A 17,604-nucleotide genomic window follows, 5' to 3' on the forward strand; every position below is an offset into this window, starting at 1 on the left:
GACTGTGATGGCAACGATCGAGCACTGGATCGGCGGCGAGCTCACCGCCGGATCCGGCAACCGCCGAGGACCGGTCTTCAACCCGGCCACGGGTCAGCAGCAGCACGAGGTCGTGCTGGCCGCCGCGTCCGATGTGGACGCCGCCGTGGCCGCGGCCCGCGGGGCCTTCGAGGAGTGGAGCCAGGCCTCGCTCAGCAAGCGGACCAAGATCCTGTTCAACTTCCGCGAACTGGTCAACGCGCGGATCAAGCCGCTGGCCGAGATCGTTTCGGACGAGCACGGCAAGGTGCTGTCGGACGCGGCCGGTGAGGTGCAGCGCGGCCTCGAGGTGATCGAGTTCGCGTGCGGCCTCCCGCAGCTGCTCAAGGGCGAATACAGCGACCAGGCCTCGACCGGCGTGGACGTGTTCAGCTTCCGCGAGCCGCTCGGGGTGTGTGCCGGGATCACGCCGTTCAACTTCCCGGCCATGGTGCCGATGTGGATGCACCCGGTGGCGATCGCCTGCGGCAACACGTTCGTGCTCAAGCCCAGCGAGCGTGACCCGTCGGCGTCCAACTTCGTGGCCCAGCTGTGGCGCGAGGCCGGGCTGCCGGACGGCGTCTTCAACGTGCTGCACGGCGACAAGACCGCGGTCGACGGCTTGCTGCAGCACCCGGACGTCGCCGCCGTGTCGTTCGTCGGCTCGACCCCGATCGCCCGCTACATCCACGACGAGGCGAGCAAGCGCGGCAAGCGGGTGCAGGCCCTCGGTGGCGCCAAGAACCACGCGATCGTCCTGCCCGACGCCGACCTGGAGTTCGCCGCCGGGCACCTGGCCGCGGCCGCGTTCGGCTCGGCCGGCGAGCGGTGCATGGCCATCTCGGCCGCGGTGGCCGTCGGCGGCGCCGGGGACGCGCTGGTCGACCTGGTCAACCGCAAGGCGGGCGAGGTGGTGGTCGGCCACGGGCGCGACCCGGCGAGCGAGATGGGTCCGGTGGTGACGGCCGCGGCCAAGCAGCGGATCGAGGGACTCATCGACAGCGGTGAGCGCGAGGGGGCCAAGGTGACGGTCGACGGCCGGGGCCTGCGGGTACCCGGCTTCGAGGACGGCTTCTTCGTCGGGCCGACCGTCATCGACCAGGTGGAGCCGTCGATGGAGGTCTACCGCGAGGAGATCTTCGGTCCGGTGCTGTCGGTCGTGCGGGCCGACACGGTCGACGCCGCCATCGAACTGATCAACAGCAACCCGTACGGGAACGGGACCGCGATTTTCACCTCGAGCGGCGAGGCGGCCCGCCGGTTCCAGCGCGGCGTGCACGTCGGGATGATCGGCATCAACGTGCCGGTCCCGGTGCCGATGGCCTACTACAGCTTCGGCGGCTGGAAGGACTCGCTCTTCGGCGACAAGCACGTCCACGGTCCCGAGGGCGTCTCGTTCTACACCCGCGGCAAGGTCGTCACCTCCCGATGGCCGCACGTCTCCCACGCGTACGACGCCTCCCTGCACTTCCCTACGGCAAGCTGATTCGGAGTTCCTCGATGGAGATTCGTCACCTGCAACTTGGTAGCTGCCCCGATTCGTGGGGAGTGTGGTTCGCCGACGACCCGCGGCAGACTCCGTGGCCGCGTTTCCTCGACGAGATGGCCGCCTCGGGCTATTCCTGGCTGGAGCTGGGACCGTACGGCTATCTGCCCACCGACCCGGCCCAGCTCTCCGACGAGCTCGCGGCCCGGGGCCTGAGTGTCGCGGGCGGAACCGTGGCCGGCGCCGGTGGGCCGCACAAGGACTTCGGGGCGGTCGTCGAGGCGACCCGGGCCGTGGCCGAGCTCACCGCGGCGGTCGGCGGGGAGAACGTCGTGTTCGTTCCCGTGCCGGGCTATCGCGACGACGTGACCAACGCCTATCGGGAGCCGGCCGAGCTCGACCCGGACGCGTGGCGGGCGCTGGTGACCAACTCCAACACGCTCGGGAAGATCCTGCTGGAGGAGTACGGCGTGCACATGCGTTTCCACCCGCATGCCGACTACCAGGTCGAGACCCAGGCCCAGACCGAGCGCTTCCTCGACGACACCGACCCCCGGTACGTCTCGCTGTGCCTGGACACCGGGCATCTGGCGTACCGCAAGGCCGACGTGCCGGGAATCATCCGCAAATACCCGGACCGGATCGGCTACGTGCACATCAAGCAGATGGACCCGGTCATCGCCGAGCGCGCCGTCAAGGAGGATCTCGCGTTCGGCAAGGCCGTGGCCCAGGGCGCCAGCGTCGAACCCCCGGCCGGCGAGCCGAACGTGCCCGCCGTGCTCGACGCGCTCAGCGAACTCGACGCCGAACTGTTCGTCGTCGTCGAGCAGGACATGTACCCGGTCGAGTTCGACGTGCCGCTGCCGATCGCGCAGCGCACCCGCACCTATCTCAACTCCGTCGGTCTCCACTCCCGGGCCGCCGGGCACCCCCGTCCCAACACAGCAGGAGAAACGATATGACCGCTCGGACACGCACCTTCCGGATAGTCGCCGCCGGTGCGGCGGTGATGATCGCGGCCACCGCGTGCAGCGGTGGCGGCCGTGAGAAAACCGAGGACTCCGGCGCCGCCGGCGGCGGCAACGCGGCGGGCAGCTCCGGGTACACCATCGCCTTCATCACGCACGAGACGCCCGGCGACACGTTCTGGGACAAGGTGAAGAACGGGGCCAACCAGGCGGCGAAGGACACCGGCGTCACGCTCAAGTACTCCAACGACCCGGAGGCGCCCAAGCAGGCCGTGCTGATCCAGAACGCGGTCGACTCCAAGGTCAGCGGCATCGCCACCACGCTGGTCACCCCGGACGCGCTGGTCGGTTCGGTCAAGGCGGCGACCGACGCGGGCATCCCGGTCGTCGGCTTCAACTCCGGCATCAACGATTACCAGAAGCTCGGCGCGCTGATGTATTTCGGCTCCGATGAGAACCTGGCCGGCACCACCGCCGGCGAGCGCCTCGCCCAGCAGGGCGCCAAGCACCCCCTCTGCGTCATCCAGCAGACCGGATCGGTCGCTCTCGAGGCGCGCTGCGCGGGCGTCAAGACCTCCGTTCCCGGCACCGAGAACATTCAGGTCAACGGGGCCGACGACGCCGCCGTGACCTCGACGCTGCAGGCCAAGCTGGCCCAGGACAAGTCGATCGACGCGATCGTGACCCTGGGCGCGCCGCAGGCCCTCGACGCGATCAAGGCCAAGGAGCAGGCCGGCAGCGAGGCCAAGCTGGTCACCTTCGACCTCAACGAACAGGCCGCCACCGAGATCAAGAACGGCAACATCCTGTTCTCGATCGACCAGCAGCCGTACGTGCAGGGCTACATGGCCGTCACGTCGCTTTACCTGAACCTCAAGAACGGCAACGACATCGGCGGCGGCAAGGCCGTGCTGACCGGCCCGTCGTTCGTGGACGAGTCGAACATCGACAAGATCATTCCGTTCACCAAGAACAACACACGGTAGGCGGGTGACGTCATGAGCCAGACACTCGAGGCGCCCGCGCCGGCGCCCTCCGAATCCTCCAACCGCGTACGCATGGGGCTGGCCCAGCGGCTGCTCTCGCGTCCCGAGATCGGCGCCCTGGTCGCGGCGATCATCATCTTCATCTTCTTCCTGGCCCTCGCGCCGTCCTTCCGGTCGGCCGAATCGTTCTTCACGGTGCTCTACCAGTCCTCGGTGATCGGCATCGTCGCGGTCGGCGTCGGTCTGCTGATGATCGGTGGCGAGTTCGACCTGTCGGCCGGGGTCATCGTCTACACGGCCGGCCTGTTCACCTCGATGTTCTGCTGGTACTACGGCGTGAACCTGTGGATCGGCGCTGCCCTTTCACTGGTCTTCTGCCTGCTGATCGGTTTCCTGAACGGCTATCTGGTGATGCGGACGGGCATCCCCAGCTTCCTGATCACGCTGGGCACGTTCTTCGTCCTGCAGGGCGCGAACCTCGGCGTCACCAAGCTGGTCACCGAGACCGTGTCCACCCCGGACATCAGCAACATCGACGGCTTCGACTCGCTCGGCAAGGTCTTCTCGTCGAGCTTCAAGATCGGGTCGGTGACGGTCTGGACCTCGGTCCTGTGGTGGATCTTCTTCGTGCTTCTGGCCGCCTGGATCCTGCAACGCGCCCGCATCGGCAACTGGATCTTCGCGGTGGGCGGCAATCCGGACAGCGCCCGTGCGGTCGGTGTGCCGGTGATCCGTACGAAGATCGGGCTCTTCATGGCGGTGTCGTTCCTGGGCTGGTTCGTCGGCATGCACCAGCTCTTCCGGTTCAACACGCTGCAGGCCGGCGGCGGCGTCGGCAACGAGTTCCTCTACATCATCGCCGCGGTGGTGGGCGGCACGCTGCTCACCGGCGGCTTCGGCAACGCGATCGGCGTCGCGATCGGCGCCTTCATCTTCGGCATGACCAGCCTCGGCATCATCTACGCGGGCTGGGACCCCAACTGGTTCAAGGCCTTCCTCGGCGTCATGCTGCTGCTCGCCGTGCTGGTCAACCTCTATGTGAAACGCATGGCCACGGCCAGAAAGGTGGGTTAGGCATGAGCGACTGCACCGGAGTGAGCGAAGCGTCCGTAGGGCCAGGAGGGCATGCCCAGGAGGATCAGCCATGACCGACACTCTCGCCTCGCACGCCGACCAGACGCTGCACAAGGGCGAACCACTCATCGAGATGATCGACGTCGGGAAGTCGTACGGGGCCATCCGGGCTCTTCGCGGCATCAATCTGAGCGTCGGCGCCGGCGAGGTCACCTGCGTGCTCGGCGACAACGGCGCGGGCAAGTCCACGCTCATCAAAATCATGTCCGGCCTGCACCCGCACAACGAGGGCAGCCTGCGCGTCGACGGCAAGGAGGTCTCCTTCTCGTCGCCGCGCGAGGCGCTCGCCCACGGCATCGCCACCGTCTATCAGGACCTGGCGGTGGTGTCGCTGATGGAGGTCTGGCGCAACTTCTTCCTCGGCTCCGAGCTCACCGCGGGCAAGTACCCGCTGGCCGGGCTCAAGATCAGGCAGATGCGGGAGATCGCCGATCAGGAACTGCGCAAGATGGGCATCGTCGTCAAGGACATCAACCAGTCCATCGGTACGCTCTCCGGCGGCCAGCGGCAGTGTGTGGCGATCGCCCGCGCGGTCTACTTCGGCGCGCGCGTGCTGATCCTCGACGAGCCGACCGCGGCCCTCGGCGTGAAGCAGTCCGGGGTGGTGCTCAAATACGTGGCCGCGGCCCGTGAGGCGGGGCTGGGCGTCGTCTTCATCACGCACAACCCGCACCACGCCTACATGGTCGGCGACCACTTCGTGATCCTGAAGCTGGGCCGGATGGCGCTCGACAAGACCCGCAAGGAGGTCGGGCTGGACGAGCTGACCCAGCAGATGGCGGGCGGGGACGAGCTGGCCGAGCTGTCGCACGAGCTGAAGCGGTGAGACGCATGCTCAGGGTCGGCGTGATCGGCACCGGCATGATCGGGCAGGACCACATCCGGCGGATGACCTCGGTTCTGGCCGGCGTGCGGGTCACGGCCGTGACCGACGTCAACGCGGAGGTGGCCGCCTCGACCGGCGCCCGGGTCGGCGCCGCCGTCTTCGAAACCGGTGAGGACCTGATCGCCTCGCCGGAGGTCGACGCCGTGGTCGTCTGCTCGTGGGGGCCGACCCACGAGCAGTACGTGCTGGCCGCGATCGCCGCGGGTAAGCCCGTCTTCTGCGAGAAGCCGCTGGCGACGACCCAGGAGGCGTGCCTGCGGATCCTCGAGGCGGAGGCCGCGCACGGCAGCAGGCTCGTGCAGGTGGGCTACATGCGGCGCTACGACGCGTCGTACCGGGCGCTCAAGGCGGTGCTCGGAACCGGCCGGATCGGCACACCGCTGATGATGCACTGCGCGCACCGCAACGCTAGCGTGCCCGGCTTCTACGAGAAGGAAATGGCGATCACCGACACGGCCGTCCACGAGATCGACATGGTCCGCTGGATGTTCGACGACGAGATCACGGCCACGCGGGTGCTTACCCCACGCCGGAGCGCCAACGGCGGCGCCCTGCAGGACCCGCTGATGCTTCTGCTCGAACTGTCGTCCGGCGTGCTGGTCGACGTCGAGATCTCGGTGAACATCCGGTACGGCTACGACATCCGCGGCGAGATCGTGGGGGAGAACGGCACCGCGGCCCTGGGTTCGCTCAGCCCCGTGCACGTGCGCGCGGCCGGGGAGGCGGCCGATCCGGTGCCGGCCGACTGGCGGGAACGCTTCCTGACCGCGTACGACGTGGAGTTCCAGGAGTGGATCGACAGCCTGCACACCGTCGGCCGCCCCATCGGCCCGAGCGCCTGGGACGGTTACGCGGCCGCCGTGGTCTCCGATGCCGGGGTGGCGGCCCTGCGCACAGGCGAACGGGTCCCGGTCGTCCTGACCGAACGCCCCAAGCTGTACGCCACGGAGGTCACCGCATGAAGATTGCGCTTGATCCCTACATGCTGCGGCGCGTGCCGCTGCTCGAACTGCCGCGCGTGGTGGCCGACCTCGGCTATCACCACATCGAGCTGTCCCCGCGCGACGACTTCCTGCCGTTCTTCCTCCACCCCCGGGTCGACAAATCGGGCGTGGCCGCGTTCCGGGCTGCCCTGGCCGACGCCGAGGTGTCGGTGGCTTCGGTGCTGCCGCTCTACAAGTGGTCCGGGCCGGACGAGGACGAACGGCAGGCGGCCGTCCGCTACTGGAAGCGAGCCATCGAGATCACCGTCGACCTCGGTGTGGACGTGATGAACTCCGAGTTCAACGGCCGCCCCGAACGGGCCGCGGAGTCGGAGGCCCAGTTCTGGCGCTCGATGGAGGAGTTGCTGCCCGTCTTCGAGCGCGAGGGTGTGCGGCTCGTCCTGGAACCCCACCCCGACGACTTTCTCGAGGACGGCCTGGGCGCGGTCAACCTGATCCGGGGCATCAACTCGGAGCTGGTCAGCTTCCTCTACTGCTGCCCCCACACGTTCCACCAGGGCGGCAACATGGCCGAGATCATCCGGTACGCCGGTCCGCTGCTGACTCAAGTGCATATAGCGGACTCGTTCGACTTCCGGGCCTCCTCCGGGCTGCGCTACATCGTCAACCCGCCCGGCTCGGCGGCCCGCATCCACCAGCACCTGGACATGGGGCAGGGCGAGGTCGACTGGGATCTGTTCTTCGCGTCGCTCAACGAGGCCGGCTTCGACGGCATCGCCACGGTCTGCGTGTTCGCGTGGGAAGAAAGGGCCGAGGACAGTGCCCGCTACAACCTGAGCCAGATCAACCAGTACATGCAGAAGCACGCGTAAACCGAACGGGGGCCGCCCTAGTGGCGGCCCCCGTCCCTGTTCAGCCCGCCTCGACCACGTCGGCGAAGCGCTGCAGGTACAGCGGCCACCCGTTCTCGTCGGCAATGCCGTCACGCAGCGACTCCCAGCCCGGCCCGTGCCGGTCGAGATGGCGGTGCTCGAGCTCCACGCGCGTCCGGTCCGGGGTCTCGGCGATGAAGCGAACCTCGACCTCGCTGGTGTTCCCGAGGTCGCTCTCGAGGCTCCACTGAACCCCGATGTCCCAGCTGAAGACCACCCGATCCGGCGGCTCGTAGACCAGCACCCGCGCCCACGCGCACACGCTGCCGTCCTCCGCACGGTCATAGATGCGCCCGCCGACGTGCCGCTCGAACACCGTCTCGGCAATCGGCGAACTCATCAGGTTGTGATCCCGCGGCTTGATATCCGCAAACCGCGACGTGAACACCTCGAACGCCCGCGCGAGCGGCGCCTTCACGACGACCTGCCGCAGCACTATCTGGTCGGTTGCCTCGGTCATGACTTCCCCTCGTCCTCGACGATCTCTTCGAAGCCCTGCAGGGTCCGCTTCCAGAACATGTCAAGCTGGTCGCGAAGCGCGGAAACCCCCGCGGGATTGAGCCGATAGACACGGCGGGTGCCCGCAGCCTCGTCCTCGACGAGCCCCGCATCCTTGAGCACACGCAGATGCTGCGACACCGCCGGCCGGCTGATCGGAAGCTCCTCCGCCAGCTCACCAACGGCACGTGGCCGCACCGCCAGGCATTCCACAATCGCGCGCCGGCTCGGATCCCCCAGAATCTCCCACCCATCAGCTTCTTGGTAAGTGGCCACGAACGGTAAGCTACGACTTACCGACCAGCCCGTCAACCCCGAACGCGCACACCTACCTGATTGCGTGCTCCCGCCCGCTCCGCAGCGCCGGGCCTGCCGGTTCGCGACTGACCGTGCTTCGCCGCCGGGCCGACGAGCGGCGGGATCGACAGGGGTCGCCGTGTCCGGCAGCATGCCGTGCATGGCGGGAGAAGCATGGACGGCGCTGACGTCGCTGGGCGGAGTCGCGCTGGGTGGCGGCTTGTCATTTCTGGTGCAGCGCAACACCCAGCAGACCGCGGCGCGAATCGAGGAGTCCAAACAGGAACGCCTGCAGATCGAGGCCCGACGCACCGAACGCCTGACACTCGTCGAGCGCTTCATCACCGTAGCCGCCGACGCGGAACGATGCGCCTTCACCCGCCCCGAAACCTGGACCGAGGGCGACGACTGGCACGCCCCGACCCAGACCGTGATGAACCGCTTCTGGGTCGAGGAACGCATGATCCGCGTCCTGTTCCCCACCGCGGTCCACGACGCCGCCCGCGCCTACTTCCTGGTGCTCAACGGCGCGGTGTGGGAGGGCGTCCCCGAAGGCCGCACCGTCGCCGACCTCATAGCCGAGCCCCACCTGGCCTTCCTCGACGCCGCCCGGGCCGCCCTCTGACAACGGACCGCCCGCCCGCCCCAGCCGAACCTTGCTTGTGCGGGCAGTCGAGCCTCGCCAGGACCGACTCCAACGTCCATGTAACCCCCGCCGTCCCTCGTCGCCCGTCGATCGCGCGCCGTGGCACCCTCCGATCCGGCCCTGGCGCAATCGCCCGATGTTCCGCGCGCTGCCGCGTCCCGGCTGGGGCCGCGTCCCGCCTGCGGCCGCATCTGGCGCAGCCGCGTCCCCCGGGCAGCGGCATCCCGCGCAGCCGCGTCCCCCGCGCGGCGGCATCTCCCGCGCGGCGGCATCTCCCGCGCGGCGGCATCTCCCGCGCGGCGGCATCTCCAGCGCGGCGGCATCTCCAGCGCGGCGGCATCTCCCGCGCGGCGGCATCTCCCGCGCGGCGGCATCTCCCGCGCGGCGGCATCTCCCGCGCGGCGGCATCTCCCGCGCGGCGGCATCTCGCGCGGCCGCGTCTGCCGCGCGGTGGCATCTCCCGCGCTGTGGCATCTCCCGCGCCGTGGCATCTCCCGTGCGGCGGCATCCCGCGCAGCCACGTCTCCCGCGCAGCCACGTCTCCCGCGCAGCCACGTCTCCCGCGCGGCGGCTTCTCCCGCGCGGCCGCTTCTCCCGCGCGGTTGCGTCCCGCGCGGTTGCGTCCCGCGCGGTTGCGTCCCGCGCGGTTGCGTCCCGCGCGGTTGCGTCTCACGGGTGGTCGCGTCCCGTGCGGGCGTCTCGCGCGGTCGCGGCCCGTGCGGCCGCGGGCTGAGCGGAGCGGCGGTCAGACGCCTGCCTTTCTGGCCGCGGCGAGCAGGTTTTCGGCGGCCTGGCGCAGGCCTTCGATTTGGTCGAGTTCGGTGTCCTCGTGTTCGATGTTGACGGCCATGTCGGGGTCGATGCGGTGCAGGGCCTGCAAGAACGGCACCCAGAATTCGTCGCCGTGGCCGCGGCCGACGGCGACGAACTGCCACGCCGGCTCGGACGGCCACTGGTTGAGGGTGTTGCGGCCGCCCAGGCTGAGCGGGTTCTGGTCGGACGGCGTACGGGAGAAGCGGTCGTCGAGGACCCCGAAGCGGCGCGCGTTGGCCTCGTTGATGCGGGTGTCCTTGGCCGCGGCGTGGAAGACGCGGTCGCCCAGATATTCGATCGCGGCCACCGGATCCATGCCCTGCCAGAACAGGTGGCTCGGGTCCATCTCGGCGCCGACGTGCGTGGCGTTCGTCTGCTCGATCAGGCGCAGGAGCGTGGGCGGGTTGAAGACGATGTTGTGCGGGTGCATCTCGATGCACACCTTGACGTCGGCGTCGGCCGCCCGGGCCTGGATGTCACGCCAGAACGGAACGGCGACCTCTTGCCACTGATAATCGAGCACGTCGAGCCACTGGCTGTCCCACGGGTTGACCACCCAGTTGGCCACAGTGGCGCCGGGATGACCGCCGGGCAGGCCCGACATCGTGACCACGCGCTTGACCCCGAGCAGCGCGGCCAGCTCGATGCTGCGGCGCAGGTCTTCGGCGTGTCGGGGGCCGACCAGAGGGTCGGGGTTGAGCGGGTTGCCGTTGCAGTTGAGCCCGGTCAGCGCGATGCCGGCCTGGGCGTAGCGACCCAGATAGTCTTCGCGGGCGCCGGCGCTGGCGAGCAGGTCGTCGATCGGGATGTGCGGGGCGGCGATGAAGCCGCCAGTGTTGATCTCGGCGCTGGTCAGTCCCATCTCAGCGAGGATCTTGAGGGTTTCGTCGAGGGGGCGGTCGTGCAGGCAGGCGGTGTACGCACCGAGGCGCATGGCGGATCTCCTCAGGGATGGACGGGGCGGGCGGGCGAGGCGGCCGACACGACTGCGTCGAGGACTCGCAGGTTGTGGAGACCGTGGGCGAGATCGGGGCACGGCGGCAGGCCCTTGACGTCGGCGATCTGGTCGAGGAACGCGCGGGCCTGGTAGACGAAGAAGTCGTTCTGCCCGTGGCCGACGGTGGGAAAGTCCATGGGCATGCCGCGCGCAACATACGGATGCCAGGGCCCGATGTGGACCGTGCGCGCGCCGTTGACCGGGACCTCGGGGCCGCCGTCGATGATGCCGAACTCGGCCGGACGGGTCATGTCGAACGAGGCCGTGCCGTTTTCGCAGAACAGGTCGACCCGGAGCGTGTTGGCGTGGCCGAACGCGACCCGTGACAGCGAGAACGTGCCGACCGCGCCGCTCGCGTAGCCGGTGGTGAAGGTGCAGACGTCTTCGTTCTCGACGGGCACGAGTTCGTCGCTGACCTGCACCCCGCCGGCGTGGCCGACCGCAATGCCCAGCGGTTTGGGCCTCTCCTTGATCAGGGTGGCCAGCGTCGTGCCGTGAACCCCGGCGGTGGGGCCGCAGAAGAACTCGGCCAGGTCGGTCAGGTGGCTGCCGATGTCGGCCAGCACGCCCGAACCGGGACCGCCCTCGTAGCGCCAGCTCATCGGTCGCCGCGGGTCGAAACCGTAGTCGCACCAGTAGTTGCCGACGAAGTGGCGGACCGGGCCGAGGGCGGTCTCGACCTGCTCCTTGAGGGCGTTGAGCGCGGGGGAGCGGCGGAACGTGAACCCGACCGCGCCGACCTGGCCCGGAGCGGCGGCGGCCGCGGCCACCATGGCCTCGCCGTCGGCGACGCTCGGGGCCAGCGGCTTCTCGCAGAGCACGTGCTTGCCGGCGGCCAGCGCGGCCACGACGATCTCGCGATGCAGGTTGTTGGCCACGGCCACGCTGACCGCGTCGACGTCGGGCGCGTCGATGACGGCGCGCCAGTCGGTCTCGGCGCGTTCGTAGCCGTAGCGGGCGGCGGCGTCGGTGGCGAACGGCTCGTGCAGGTCGGCGATCGCGACCAGCCGGGGCGCGGGCTGATCGAGGGCGAAAACGGTGGCGGCCTGGCGGTACGCGTTGGCGTGAGCACGGCCGACCATGCCCGCGCCGATGACGGCGACTCCGAGTGTCATGACCACCTCTTTAAAGCGCTTTAAGGACCCATGTAATATCGATGTTGATCTCGCTGGGTGTCAACCCGTGTGCAAGGAGTAATAAAGTGGATCAGCGACCGCGGCTGTCCGACGTGGCCGCGCGCGTCGGCGTCTCGCCCGCCTCGGTCTCGCTCGTGCTGCGGGGCGCCCCGGGGCCGAGCGCCGAGACCCGCGAGCGGGTGCTGGCCGCCGCGGCCGAGCTGGGCTATCGCGCCGATCGCACGGCCAGCCTGCTCGCCCGCCGCCGGCGTCACCTGCTCGGCGTGCTGCTCGACGTGCGCAACCCGTTCCACGCCGAGCTGGTCGAGGAGATCCAGGTCGAGGCCGATCTGGCGGGCTACGAGGTGGTGCTGTCCACGCTCACCCGCGCCCGCGACGAGGCGCGCGCCGTCGAGACCCTGCTCGATTTCCGGTGCGAGGCGCTGATCCTGCTCGGCCCCGACGCGTCCGACCCCGAGCTGGTCCGGCTGGCCGGCCAGGTGCCCTGCGTGGTGGTCGGGCGCACGGCCCGCGGCGTCGGCGTCGACGTGGTGCGCACGGCCGACGACGTGGGCGTCGATGCCGCGCTCGACCATCTGATCGCTCTCGGACACGTACGCATAGCGTTCGTCGACGGCGGCCGGGGTGCGGTGGCTTCGGCCCGGCGGCGCGGCTATCGGCGGGCCATGCGCCGGGCCGGGCTCGAGGCGACCGTGCTGGCCGGCGATCACACCGAGGAGGGCGGCGTACGGGCCGGTCGTCTGCTCGCCGCCGACCCCGACCGGCCGACCGCGGTCGTCACCTCCAACGACCGTCTCGCCGTGGGCCTGATGGACGCGCTCGTCCGCGCCGGCATCGACGTTCCCGGCCAGATCTCGGTGGTGGGCTATGACGACAGCACCCTCGCCCGTCTGGCCCACATCGATCTGACCTCGGTCAACCAGGACGCCCCGGGCCAGGCGCGCAACGCGGTGCTGGCCGCCGTCTCGCGCCTCGACGGCGGCCGGACGAGGGCGAGCGAGATGGTGCTGGTGCCGCACCTGGTGGTCCGGGGAAGCACAGCACAGCCGAAAACTGAGGAAAACCACATGGCAGCCCCCGATCCGGGGCCGGTACCATCATCGGCGCAGGGCACTGATGGGGACGAGTAGGACCGCACGCAGCCAGGAGAGACCCGGGGATGGTGGAAGCCCGGGGGTGTGCGCGGCCCGAAGATCACCCCGGAGCCGCCGGAGGAAAGACCGCGTGAGTGGTCGAGTAGAACCGGCTGCAACCCACTTCGAGTGGGCCGCGGGCATTTCTGCCGCGGTCAAAGAGGGTGGTACCGCGGGGTAAGCCTCGTCCCTCTGTCGCGAGAACGTCCGACGGAGGAGTAAGCCTTGTATCGCCAGATACCCGCGCAGGTGGACCTGCCCGCTCTCGACCACGACGTCCTGCGTTTCTGGCAGGACAACAAGATCTTCGCGCGCAGCCTCGAGCAGTCCGCGGGCCGCCCGGAGTGGGTCTTCTACGAGGGCCCGCCCACCGCCAACGGCATGCCCGGCGCGCACCACATCGAGGCGCGCGTCTTCAAGGACGTCTTCCCGCGCTACCGCACGATGAAGGGCTACCACGTCGCCCGCAAGGCCGGGTGGGACTGCCACGGGCTCCCGGTCGAGCTCGCGGTCGAAAAGGAGCTCGGGTTCAGCGGCAAGCAGGACATCGAGGCGTACGGGGTCGCGGAGTTCAACGACCGTTGCCGCGCCTCCGTCACCCGGCACACCGACGCGTTCGCCGAGCTCACCGAGCGCATGGGCTACTGGGTCGACATGGCCGACGCGTACCGGACGATGGATCCGGATTACATCGAGTCGGTCTGGTGGTCGCTGAAGCAGATCTTCGACAAGGGCCTGCTGGTCGAGGACTTCCGCGTCGCCCCGTGGTGCCCGCGCGACCAGACGACGCTGTCCGACCACGAGCTCGCCCAGGGCTACGAGACCGACGTCGATCCGGCGGTTTATGTCCGGTTCCCGCTGACCTCAGGCCCGCTCGCCGGTCAGGCGTCACTGCTCGTCTGGACCACCACGCCGTGGACCCTGGTCTCCAACACGGCCGTCGCGGTCAACCCCACCGTCCCGTACGTGGTGATGACCGACGGAACCGAGCGCCTGGTGCTCGCCGAGCCGCTCACGAGCCAGGTGCTGGGTGAGGGCTGGACGGCCACCGGCGAGACGTTCACCGGCACGGAGCTCGAGCGGTGGACCTACAAGCCGCCGTTCGAACTGGTCGACGTGCCGGACGCGCACATCGTGATCCTCGCTGACTACGTGACCACCGACAGCGGCACCGGCCTCGTGCACCAGTCCCCGGCGTTCGGCGCCGACGACCTCGCGAGTTGCCGGGCGTACGGGCTGCCGATGGTCAATCCCGTGCTGCGGGACGGCACGTTCGACCCAGACGTGCCGATGGTCGGCGGCCTTTTCTTCCGGACGGCGAACGAGCCGCTGGTCGAGGAGCTGCGGCGCACCGGCCTGCTGTTCCGCCTCGACCCGTACGAGCACCAGTATCCGCACTGCTGGCGCTGCCACACCGCGCTGATCTACTACGCCCAGCCGTCGTGGTACGTGAAGACCACGGCCGTACGGGATGCGCTGTTGCGGGAGAACGAGAAGACGACCTGGCAGCCCGAGACGGTCAAGCACGGCCGCTACGGCGACTGGCTCAACAACAACGTCGACTGGGCGCTGTCCCGCAACCGCTACTGGGGCACGCCGCTGCCCATCTGGCGTTGCGAGGAGGGCCATCTGACCTGCATCGGGTCGCTCGCCGAGCTGGGCGAGCGGGCCGGCCGCGACCTGTCCGGGCTCGATCCGCACCGGCCCCACATCGACGAGGTGACCTTCGCCTGCCCGCAGTGCGCGGCCACGGCGACCCGGGTGCCCGAGGTTATCGACGCCTGGTACGACTCCGGCTCGATGCCGTTCGCGCAGTTCGGATACCCGTACAAGAACAAGGAGCTCTTCGAGCAGCGCTTCCCGGCGCAGTTCATCTCCGAGGCGATCGACCAGACCCGCGGCTGGTTCTACACGCTGATGGCGGTGAACACGCTGGTGTTCGACCGGTCGTCCTACGAGACCGTCGTCTGCCTCGGCCACATCCTCGCCGAGGACGGCCGCAAGATGTCCAAGCACCTTGGCAACATCCTCGAGCCGATCCCGCTGATGGACACGCACGGCGCCGACGCGGTCCGCTGGTTCATGGCGTGCGTCGGCTCGCCCTGGTCGGCCCGCCGGGTCGGGCCCAACACGCTGCAGGAGGTCGTGCGCAAGACGCTGCTGACGTATTGGAACACCGTCGCGTTCCAGGCTCTCTACGGCCGGTCCTCGGGCTGGACGCCGTCGGCCGCCGATCCCGCGCCGAAAGATCGCCCGCTGCTCGACCGCTGGGTGCTGTCCGAGGTCAACGACCTCGTGCGCAAGGTCGACGCGGCCTACGCGGGCTTCGACACCCAGGAGGCGGGCCGGCTGCTCGCCGCGTTCGTCGACGACCTGTCCAACTGGTACGTGCGCCGCAGCCGCCGCCGTTTCTGGCGCGGCGACCCGGCGGCGCTGGCCACGCTGCATGAGGCCCTGCGCACGGTGACGCTGCTGATGGCGCCGCTGACCCCGTTCGTCACCGAGCGGGTGTGGCGCGACCTGGTGGTCGAGGTCGACCCGCAGGCGGCCGACTCAGTGCACCTCGCCGCGTTCCCGTCGCCCGACGAGTCACTGATCGATTCCGGTCTGTCGGCGCAGATGGGGCTGGTCCGGCGGCTGGTCGAGCTGGGCCGGGCGGCGCGCGCCGAGTCCGGCATGAAGGTGCGCCAGCCGCTGTCCCGGGCCCTCGCCTCGGCCTCCGGCTTCGAGAAGCTGCCGGCCGGCCTGCTCGCCGAGATCGCGTCCGAGCTCAACGTGGGCGAGGTCGTCTCGGTCGCCGGCTCCTTCGTCGACACCACCGCCAAGGCCAATTTCCGTACGCTGGGCCGGCGGTTCGGCAAGAAGGTGCAGCTGGTCGCCCAGGCCATCGCCGCGGCCGACGCCGCCGAGCTGAAGGACGCCCTGCGTGCCTCGGGAGAGGCGTCGCTCGAGGTCGACGGCGAGCAGGTCACGCTGAGTCCTGACGAGGTCGTCATCACCGAGACCCCGCGCGCCGGCTGGGCCGTGGCCTCCGACTCGGGCGCCACAGTGGCGCTCGACCTGGCGCTCACCCCCGAGCTGCGCCGGGCCGGCATCGCCCGCGACGCCGTCCGCCAGATCCAGGAGGCCCGCAAGACGAGCGGCCTGGAGGTTTCCGACCGCATCGAACTGCGCTGGTCGGCCACCGGCGAGACCGCCCAGGCCCTGACCGAGCACGCCTCGCTGGTCGCCGACGAGGTCCTGGCCACGTCCTACGCGGAGGGCGAGCCCACCTGGGCCGGCGCCGAGCAGTTCACGGATGAGTCGATCGGCCTGACCTTCGGGCTGCGGAAGGCGTAGGCCCGATCAGTCGACGTCGTTCGCCGGCCGGAGCGGCGGCTCCCACCGATCCTCGAGATCGTTGTCGCCGCCCGGCCGGTGCCCGGCGTTGTATTGGCCTTTAGCGGGGCCACGTCACCGGCCGAGCGGCGTCTCGCGCAGCGACGGGGCCGGTCAGCCGCAGCGCAGCAGGCCGGCCTTTTCCTTGGCTTGCAGGACGTGGCGGGCGGCGTCGTCCACGCGGGAGCGGAACGACTGATCGGATTCGGCCTTGGCGATCAGCGCGCCGGCCATCGGGGCGGCGTCCGAGGGGACGATGGTCAACACCAGATCGCCGCCGGCGGCCACGAAACGGGTGGCTCGCTGGGCCGGCGAGACGTCGGTGACCGCCCGGGCCGCGCCCAGGTCGTCCGAGACGACCAGGCCGTCGAAGCCGATGGTGTCGCGCAGCAGGCCGGTGATGATCGGCTTGGAGAAGGCGGCGACCGCGTTCGGGTCGAGGCGCGGGTAGCGGGCGGACGAGATCATCACCGCGGCCGAGCCCGACTCGATGCCGGCCTTGAACGGGGTCAGATACGGGTCGGCCGCCGTGGCCGTGTCGTCGGTGGCGCCTCGCGAGGTGTCGGTGTTGACCCGCACCCGGCCCAGACCGGGGAAGTGCTTCAACGTGGTGAGAACGCCCGCGTCCTGTGAGGCGGCCACGACCGTGCGGATGGCGGCAGCGACCTTGGCCGGGTCGGAGCCGAACTGGCGCCGGAACGCGCCGATCGGCGGGTTGTCCTCGCCCAGGCTGGCCGGAACGGTGTCGGCGACCGGGGCCAGGTTGAGGTTCACGCCGATGTCGGCGAGGCGTCGGGCGCTTTCGCGGGTGGTGTTGCGCAGGGCCGTGGCCGATCCGCTGCCCAGGCGGTACGCGGAGGGCAGTCTCGGGAAGTCGGGGCCCTTGAGGGTCTGGACGCTGCCGCCCTCCTGGTCGACCGCCACGAGCATCGGCAGGGCGGCGCTCTTCTGCAGACCCGCGATGTCCCGCCGGAGTTCGGCGGCGGTGTGTGTGCTGCGGCCGCGCAGGAAGACGCCGCCGACGTGGTAGCGGCGGAGGGTGTCGCCCGCGCCGCTGGGCGCGTTGACGGCGACGCCGATCATGAGCAGCTGGCCGACGCGCTGGGCCAGGCCGAGACCGTCGAGCGTCGTGGTGACGCAGTCGGCCGGCGGTGGCGCCGCCGATGACGGGGACGCCGGCGAGGGGGAGGGCGACGGCGACGACGCTGCCGGGGACGGCGGCGGTGACGCGGCCCCGGGTGCGCCCTCGGACGTGCAGGCGCTCAGCAGACCCACGAGCAGAACGGTGGCCAGGCTTCGTTTCATCGGCGCTCACGCTAGCCAATCGGCGCGCCGGCGCAACCGGACGTGAG

At 69.9% G+C, this 17,604-nt stretch carries 15 protein-coding genes; 10 read left to right on the top strand and 5 right to left on the bottom strand.

The features are described 5' to 3' along the window. The first annotated feature begins 7 nt into the window (after positions 1-7). From ACZ3I4_RS34615 to ACZ3I4_RS34645, 7 genes are all read left to right on the top strand, one after another. The gene (locus ACZ3I4_RS34615; protein ID WP_465386295.1) at positions 8-1,504 is read left to right on the top strand and encodes a CoA-acylating methylmalonate-semialdehyde dehydrogenase; all 1,497 of its coding nucleotides are present in this window, start codon (positions 8-10) and stop codon (positions 1,502-1,504) included. A gap of 14 nt (positions 1,505-1,518) precedes the next feature. Further along, positions 1,519-2,466 carry a TIM barrel protein gene (locus ACZ3I4_RS34620; protein ID WP_465386296.1) on the top strand — a complete coding sequence of 316 codons (948 nt, stop codon included), beginning with the start codon at positions 1,519-1,521 and terminating at the stop codon, positions 2,464-2,466. Continuing rightward, a complete protein-coding gene (locus tag ACZ3I4_RS34625) occupies positions 2,463-3,458 on the top strand; it encodes a sugar ABC transporter substrate-binding protein (protein WP_465386297.1) in 996 nt (331 codons plus the stop codon). Before ACZ3I4_RS34620 ends, ACZ3I4_RS34625 begins: the two co-directional genes overlap by 4 nt. Before the next feature lie 12 nt (positions 3,459-3,470). Beyond that, positions 3,471-4,532: an ABC transporter permease gene (locus tag ACZ3I4_RS34630; RefSeq protein WP_465386298.1), complete on the top strand. Its 1,062-nt coding sequence runs from the start codon at positions 3,471-3,473 to the stop codon at positions 4,530-4,532. A gap of 70 nt (positions 4,533-4,602) precedes the next feature. Beyond that, positions 4,603-5,418: an ATP-binding cassette domain-containing protein gene (locus ACZ3I4_RS34635; RefSeq protein ID WP_465386299.1), complete on the top strand. Its 816-nt coding sequence runs from the start codon at positions 4,603-4,605 to the stop codon at positions 5,416-5,418. A 5-nt stretch (positions 5,419-5,423) separates the two neighbouring features. Further along, the gene (locus ACZ3I4_RS34640) at positions 5,424-6,440 is read left to right on the top strand and encodes a Gfo/Idh/MocA family oxidoreductase (protein ID WP_465386300.1); all 1,017 of its coding nucleotides are present in this window, start codon (positions 5,424-5,426) and stop codon (positions 6,438-6,440) included. Beyond that, a complete protein-coding gene (locus tag ACZ3I4_RS34645) occupies positions 6,437-7,294 on the top strand; it encodes a sugar phosphate isomerase/epimerase family protein (RefSeq protein ID WP_465386301.1) in 858 nt (285 codons plus the stop codon). The genes ACZ3I4_RS34640 and ACZ3I4_RS34645 overlap by 4 nt, the downstream gene beginning before the upstream one ends. 40 nt (positions 7,295-7,334) lie before the next feature. On the opposite strand, the gene ACZ3I4_RS34650 is transcribed toward ACZ3I4_RS34645, so the two are convergent. Both ACZ3I4_RS34650 and ACZ3I4_RS34655 read right to left on the bottom strand, forming a co-directional pair. Then, complete coding sequence (locus ACZ3I4_RS34650; protein WP_465386302.1) at positions 7,335-7,814, bottom strand: SRPBCC family protein; 480 nt, start codon at positions 7,812-7,814, stop codon at positions 7,335-7,337. Further along, a complete protein-coding gene (locus ACZ3I4_RS34655) occupies positions 7,811-8,128 on the bottom strand; it encodes an ArsR/SmtB family transcription factor (RefSeq protein WP_465386303.1) in 318 nt (105 codons plus the stop codon). Before ACZ3I4_RS34655 ends, ACZ3I4_RS34650 begins: the two co-directional genes overlap by 4 nt. A gap of 181 nt (positions 8,129-8,309) precedes the next feature. Here ACZ3I4_RS34655 and ACZ3I4_RS34660 point away from each other — a divergent pair, with 181 nt between their 5' ends. After that, on the top strand, positions 8,310-8,774 hold the full coding sequence (locus tag ACZ3I4_RS34660) for a hypothetical protein (protein ID WP_465386304.1): 465 nt from the start codon (positions 8,310-8,312) through the stop codon (positions 8,772-8,774). Positions 8,775-9,540: 766 nt separating this feature from the next. On the opposite strand, the gene ACZ3I4_RS34665 is transcribed toward ACZ3I4_RS34660, so the two are convergent. Both ACZ3I4_RS34665 and ACZ3I4_RS34670 read right to left on the bottom strand, forming a co-directional pair. Continuing rightward, on the bottom strand, positions 9,541-10,542 hold the full coding sequence (locus ACZ3I4_RS34665) for a sugar phosphate isomerase/epimerase family protein (RefSeq protein WP_465386305.1): 1,002 nt from the start codon (positions 10,540-10,542) through the stop codon (positions 9,541-9,543). A gap of 11 nt (positions 10,543-10,553) precedes the next feature. After that, positions 10,554-11,720, bottom strand: a complete 1,167-nt coding sequence (locus ACZ3I4_RS34670) for a Gfo/Idh/MocA family protein (protein WP_465386306.1) — start codon at positions 11,718-11,720, stop codon at positions 10,554-10,556. 86 nt (positions 11,721-11,806) lie between these two features. Between ACZ3I4_RS34670 and ACZ3I4_RS34675 the strand changes: the two genes are divergently transcribed. Both ACZ3I4_RS34675 and ileS read left to right on the top strand, forming a co-directional pair. Further along, positions 11,807-12,871: a LacI family DNA-binding transcriptional regulator gene (locus ACZ3I4_RS34675; RefSeq protein ID WP_465386307.1), complete on the top strand. Its 1,065-nt coding sequence runs from the start codon at positions 11,807-11,809 to the stop codon at positions 12,869-12,871. A gap of 228 nt (positions 12,872-13,099) precedes the next feature. After that, entirely contained in the window at positions 13,100-16,213 is a 3,114-nt protein-coding gene (ileS, locus tag ACZ3I4_RS34680; protein ID WP_465386308.1) for an isoleucine--tRNA ligase, read from the top strand. 153 nt (positions 16,214-16,366) lie between these two features. On the opposite strand, the gene ACZ3I4_RS34685 is transcribed toward ileS, so the two are convergent. Further along, on the bottom strand, positions 16,367-17,557 hold the full coding sequence (locus tag ACZ3I4_RS34685; protein ID WP_465386309.1) for a glycoside hydrolase family 3 N-terminal domain-containing protein: 1,191 nt from the start codon (positions 17,555-17,557) through the stop codon (positions 16,367-16,369). Positions 17,558-17,604 lie beyond the last annotated feature (47 nt).

Source organism: Actinoplanes sp. NPDC021490 (assembly GCF_055562135.1).

Bases quoted from the DNA above. Each gene is read 5' to 3' on its own strand.
- ACZ3I4_RS34615 (WP_465386295.1), top strand. From the start codon at position 8: ATGGCAACGATCGAGCACTGGATCGGCGGCGAGCTCACCGCCGGATCC.
- ACZ3I4_RS34630 (WP_465386298.1), top strand. From the start codon at position 3,471: ATGAGCCAGACACTCGAGGCGCCCGCGCCGGCGCCCTCCGAATCCTCC.
- ACZ3I4_RS34665 (WP_465386305.1), bottom strand. From the start codon at position 10,542: ATGCGCCTCGGTGCGTACACCGCCTGCCTGCACGACCGCCCCCTCGAC.
- ACZ3I4_RS34645 (WP_465386301.1), top strand. From the start codon at position 6,437: ATGAAGATTGCGCTTGATCCCTACATGCTGCGGCGCGTGCCGCTGCTC.
- ACZ3I4_RS34625 (WP_465386297.1), top strand. From the start codon at position 2,463: ATGACCGCTCGGACACGCACCTTCCGGATAGTCGCCGCCGGTGCGGCG.
- ACZ3I4_RS34620 (WP_465386296.1), top strand. From the start codon at position 1,519: ATGGAGATTCGTCACCTGCAACTTGGTAGCTGCCCCGATTCGTGGGGA.
- ACZ3I4_RS34650 (WP_465386302.1), bottom strand. From the start codon at position 7,814: ATGACCGAGGCAACCGACCAGATAGTGCTGCGGCAGGTCGTCGTGAAG.
- ACZ3I4_RS34660 (WP_465386304.1), top strand. From the start codon at position 8,310: ATGGCGGGAGAAGCATGGACGGCGCTGACGTCGCTGGGCGGAGTCGCG.
- ACZ3I4_RS34685 (WP_465386309.1), bottom strand. From the start codon at position 17,557: ATGAAACGAAGCCTGGCCACCGTTCTGCTCGTGGGTCTGCTGAGCGCC.
- ACZ3I4_RS34635 (WP_465386299.1), top strand. From the start codon at position 4,603: ATGACCGACACTCTCGCCTCGCACGCCGACCAGACGCTGCACAAGGGC.
- ACZ3I4_RS34640 (WP_465386300.1), top strand. From the start codon at position 5,424: ATGCTCAGGGTCGGCGTGATCGGCACCGGCATGATCGGGCAGGACCAC.
- ACZ3I4_RS34670 (WP_465386306.1), bottom strand. From the start codon at position 11,720: ATGACACTCGGAGTCGCCGTCATCGGCGCGGGCATGGTCGGCCGTGCT.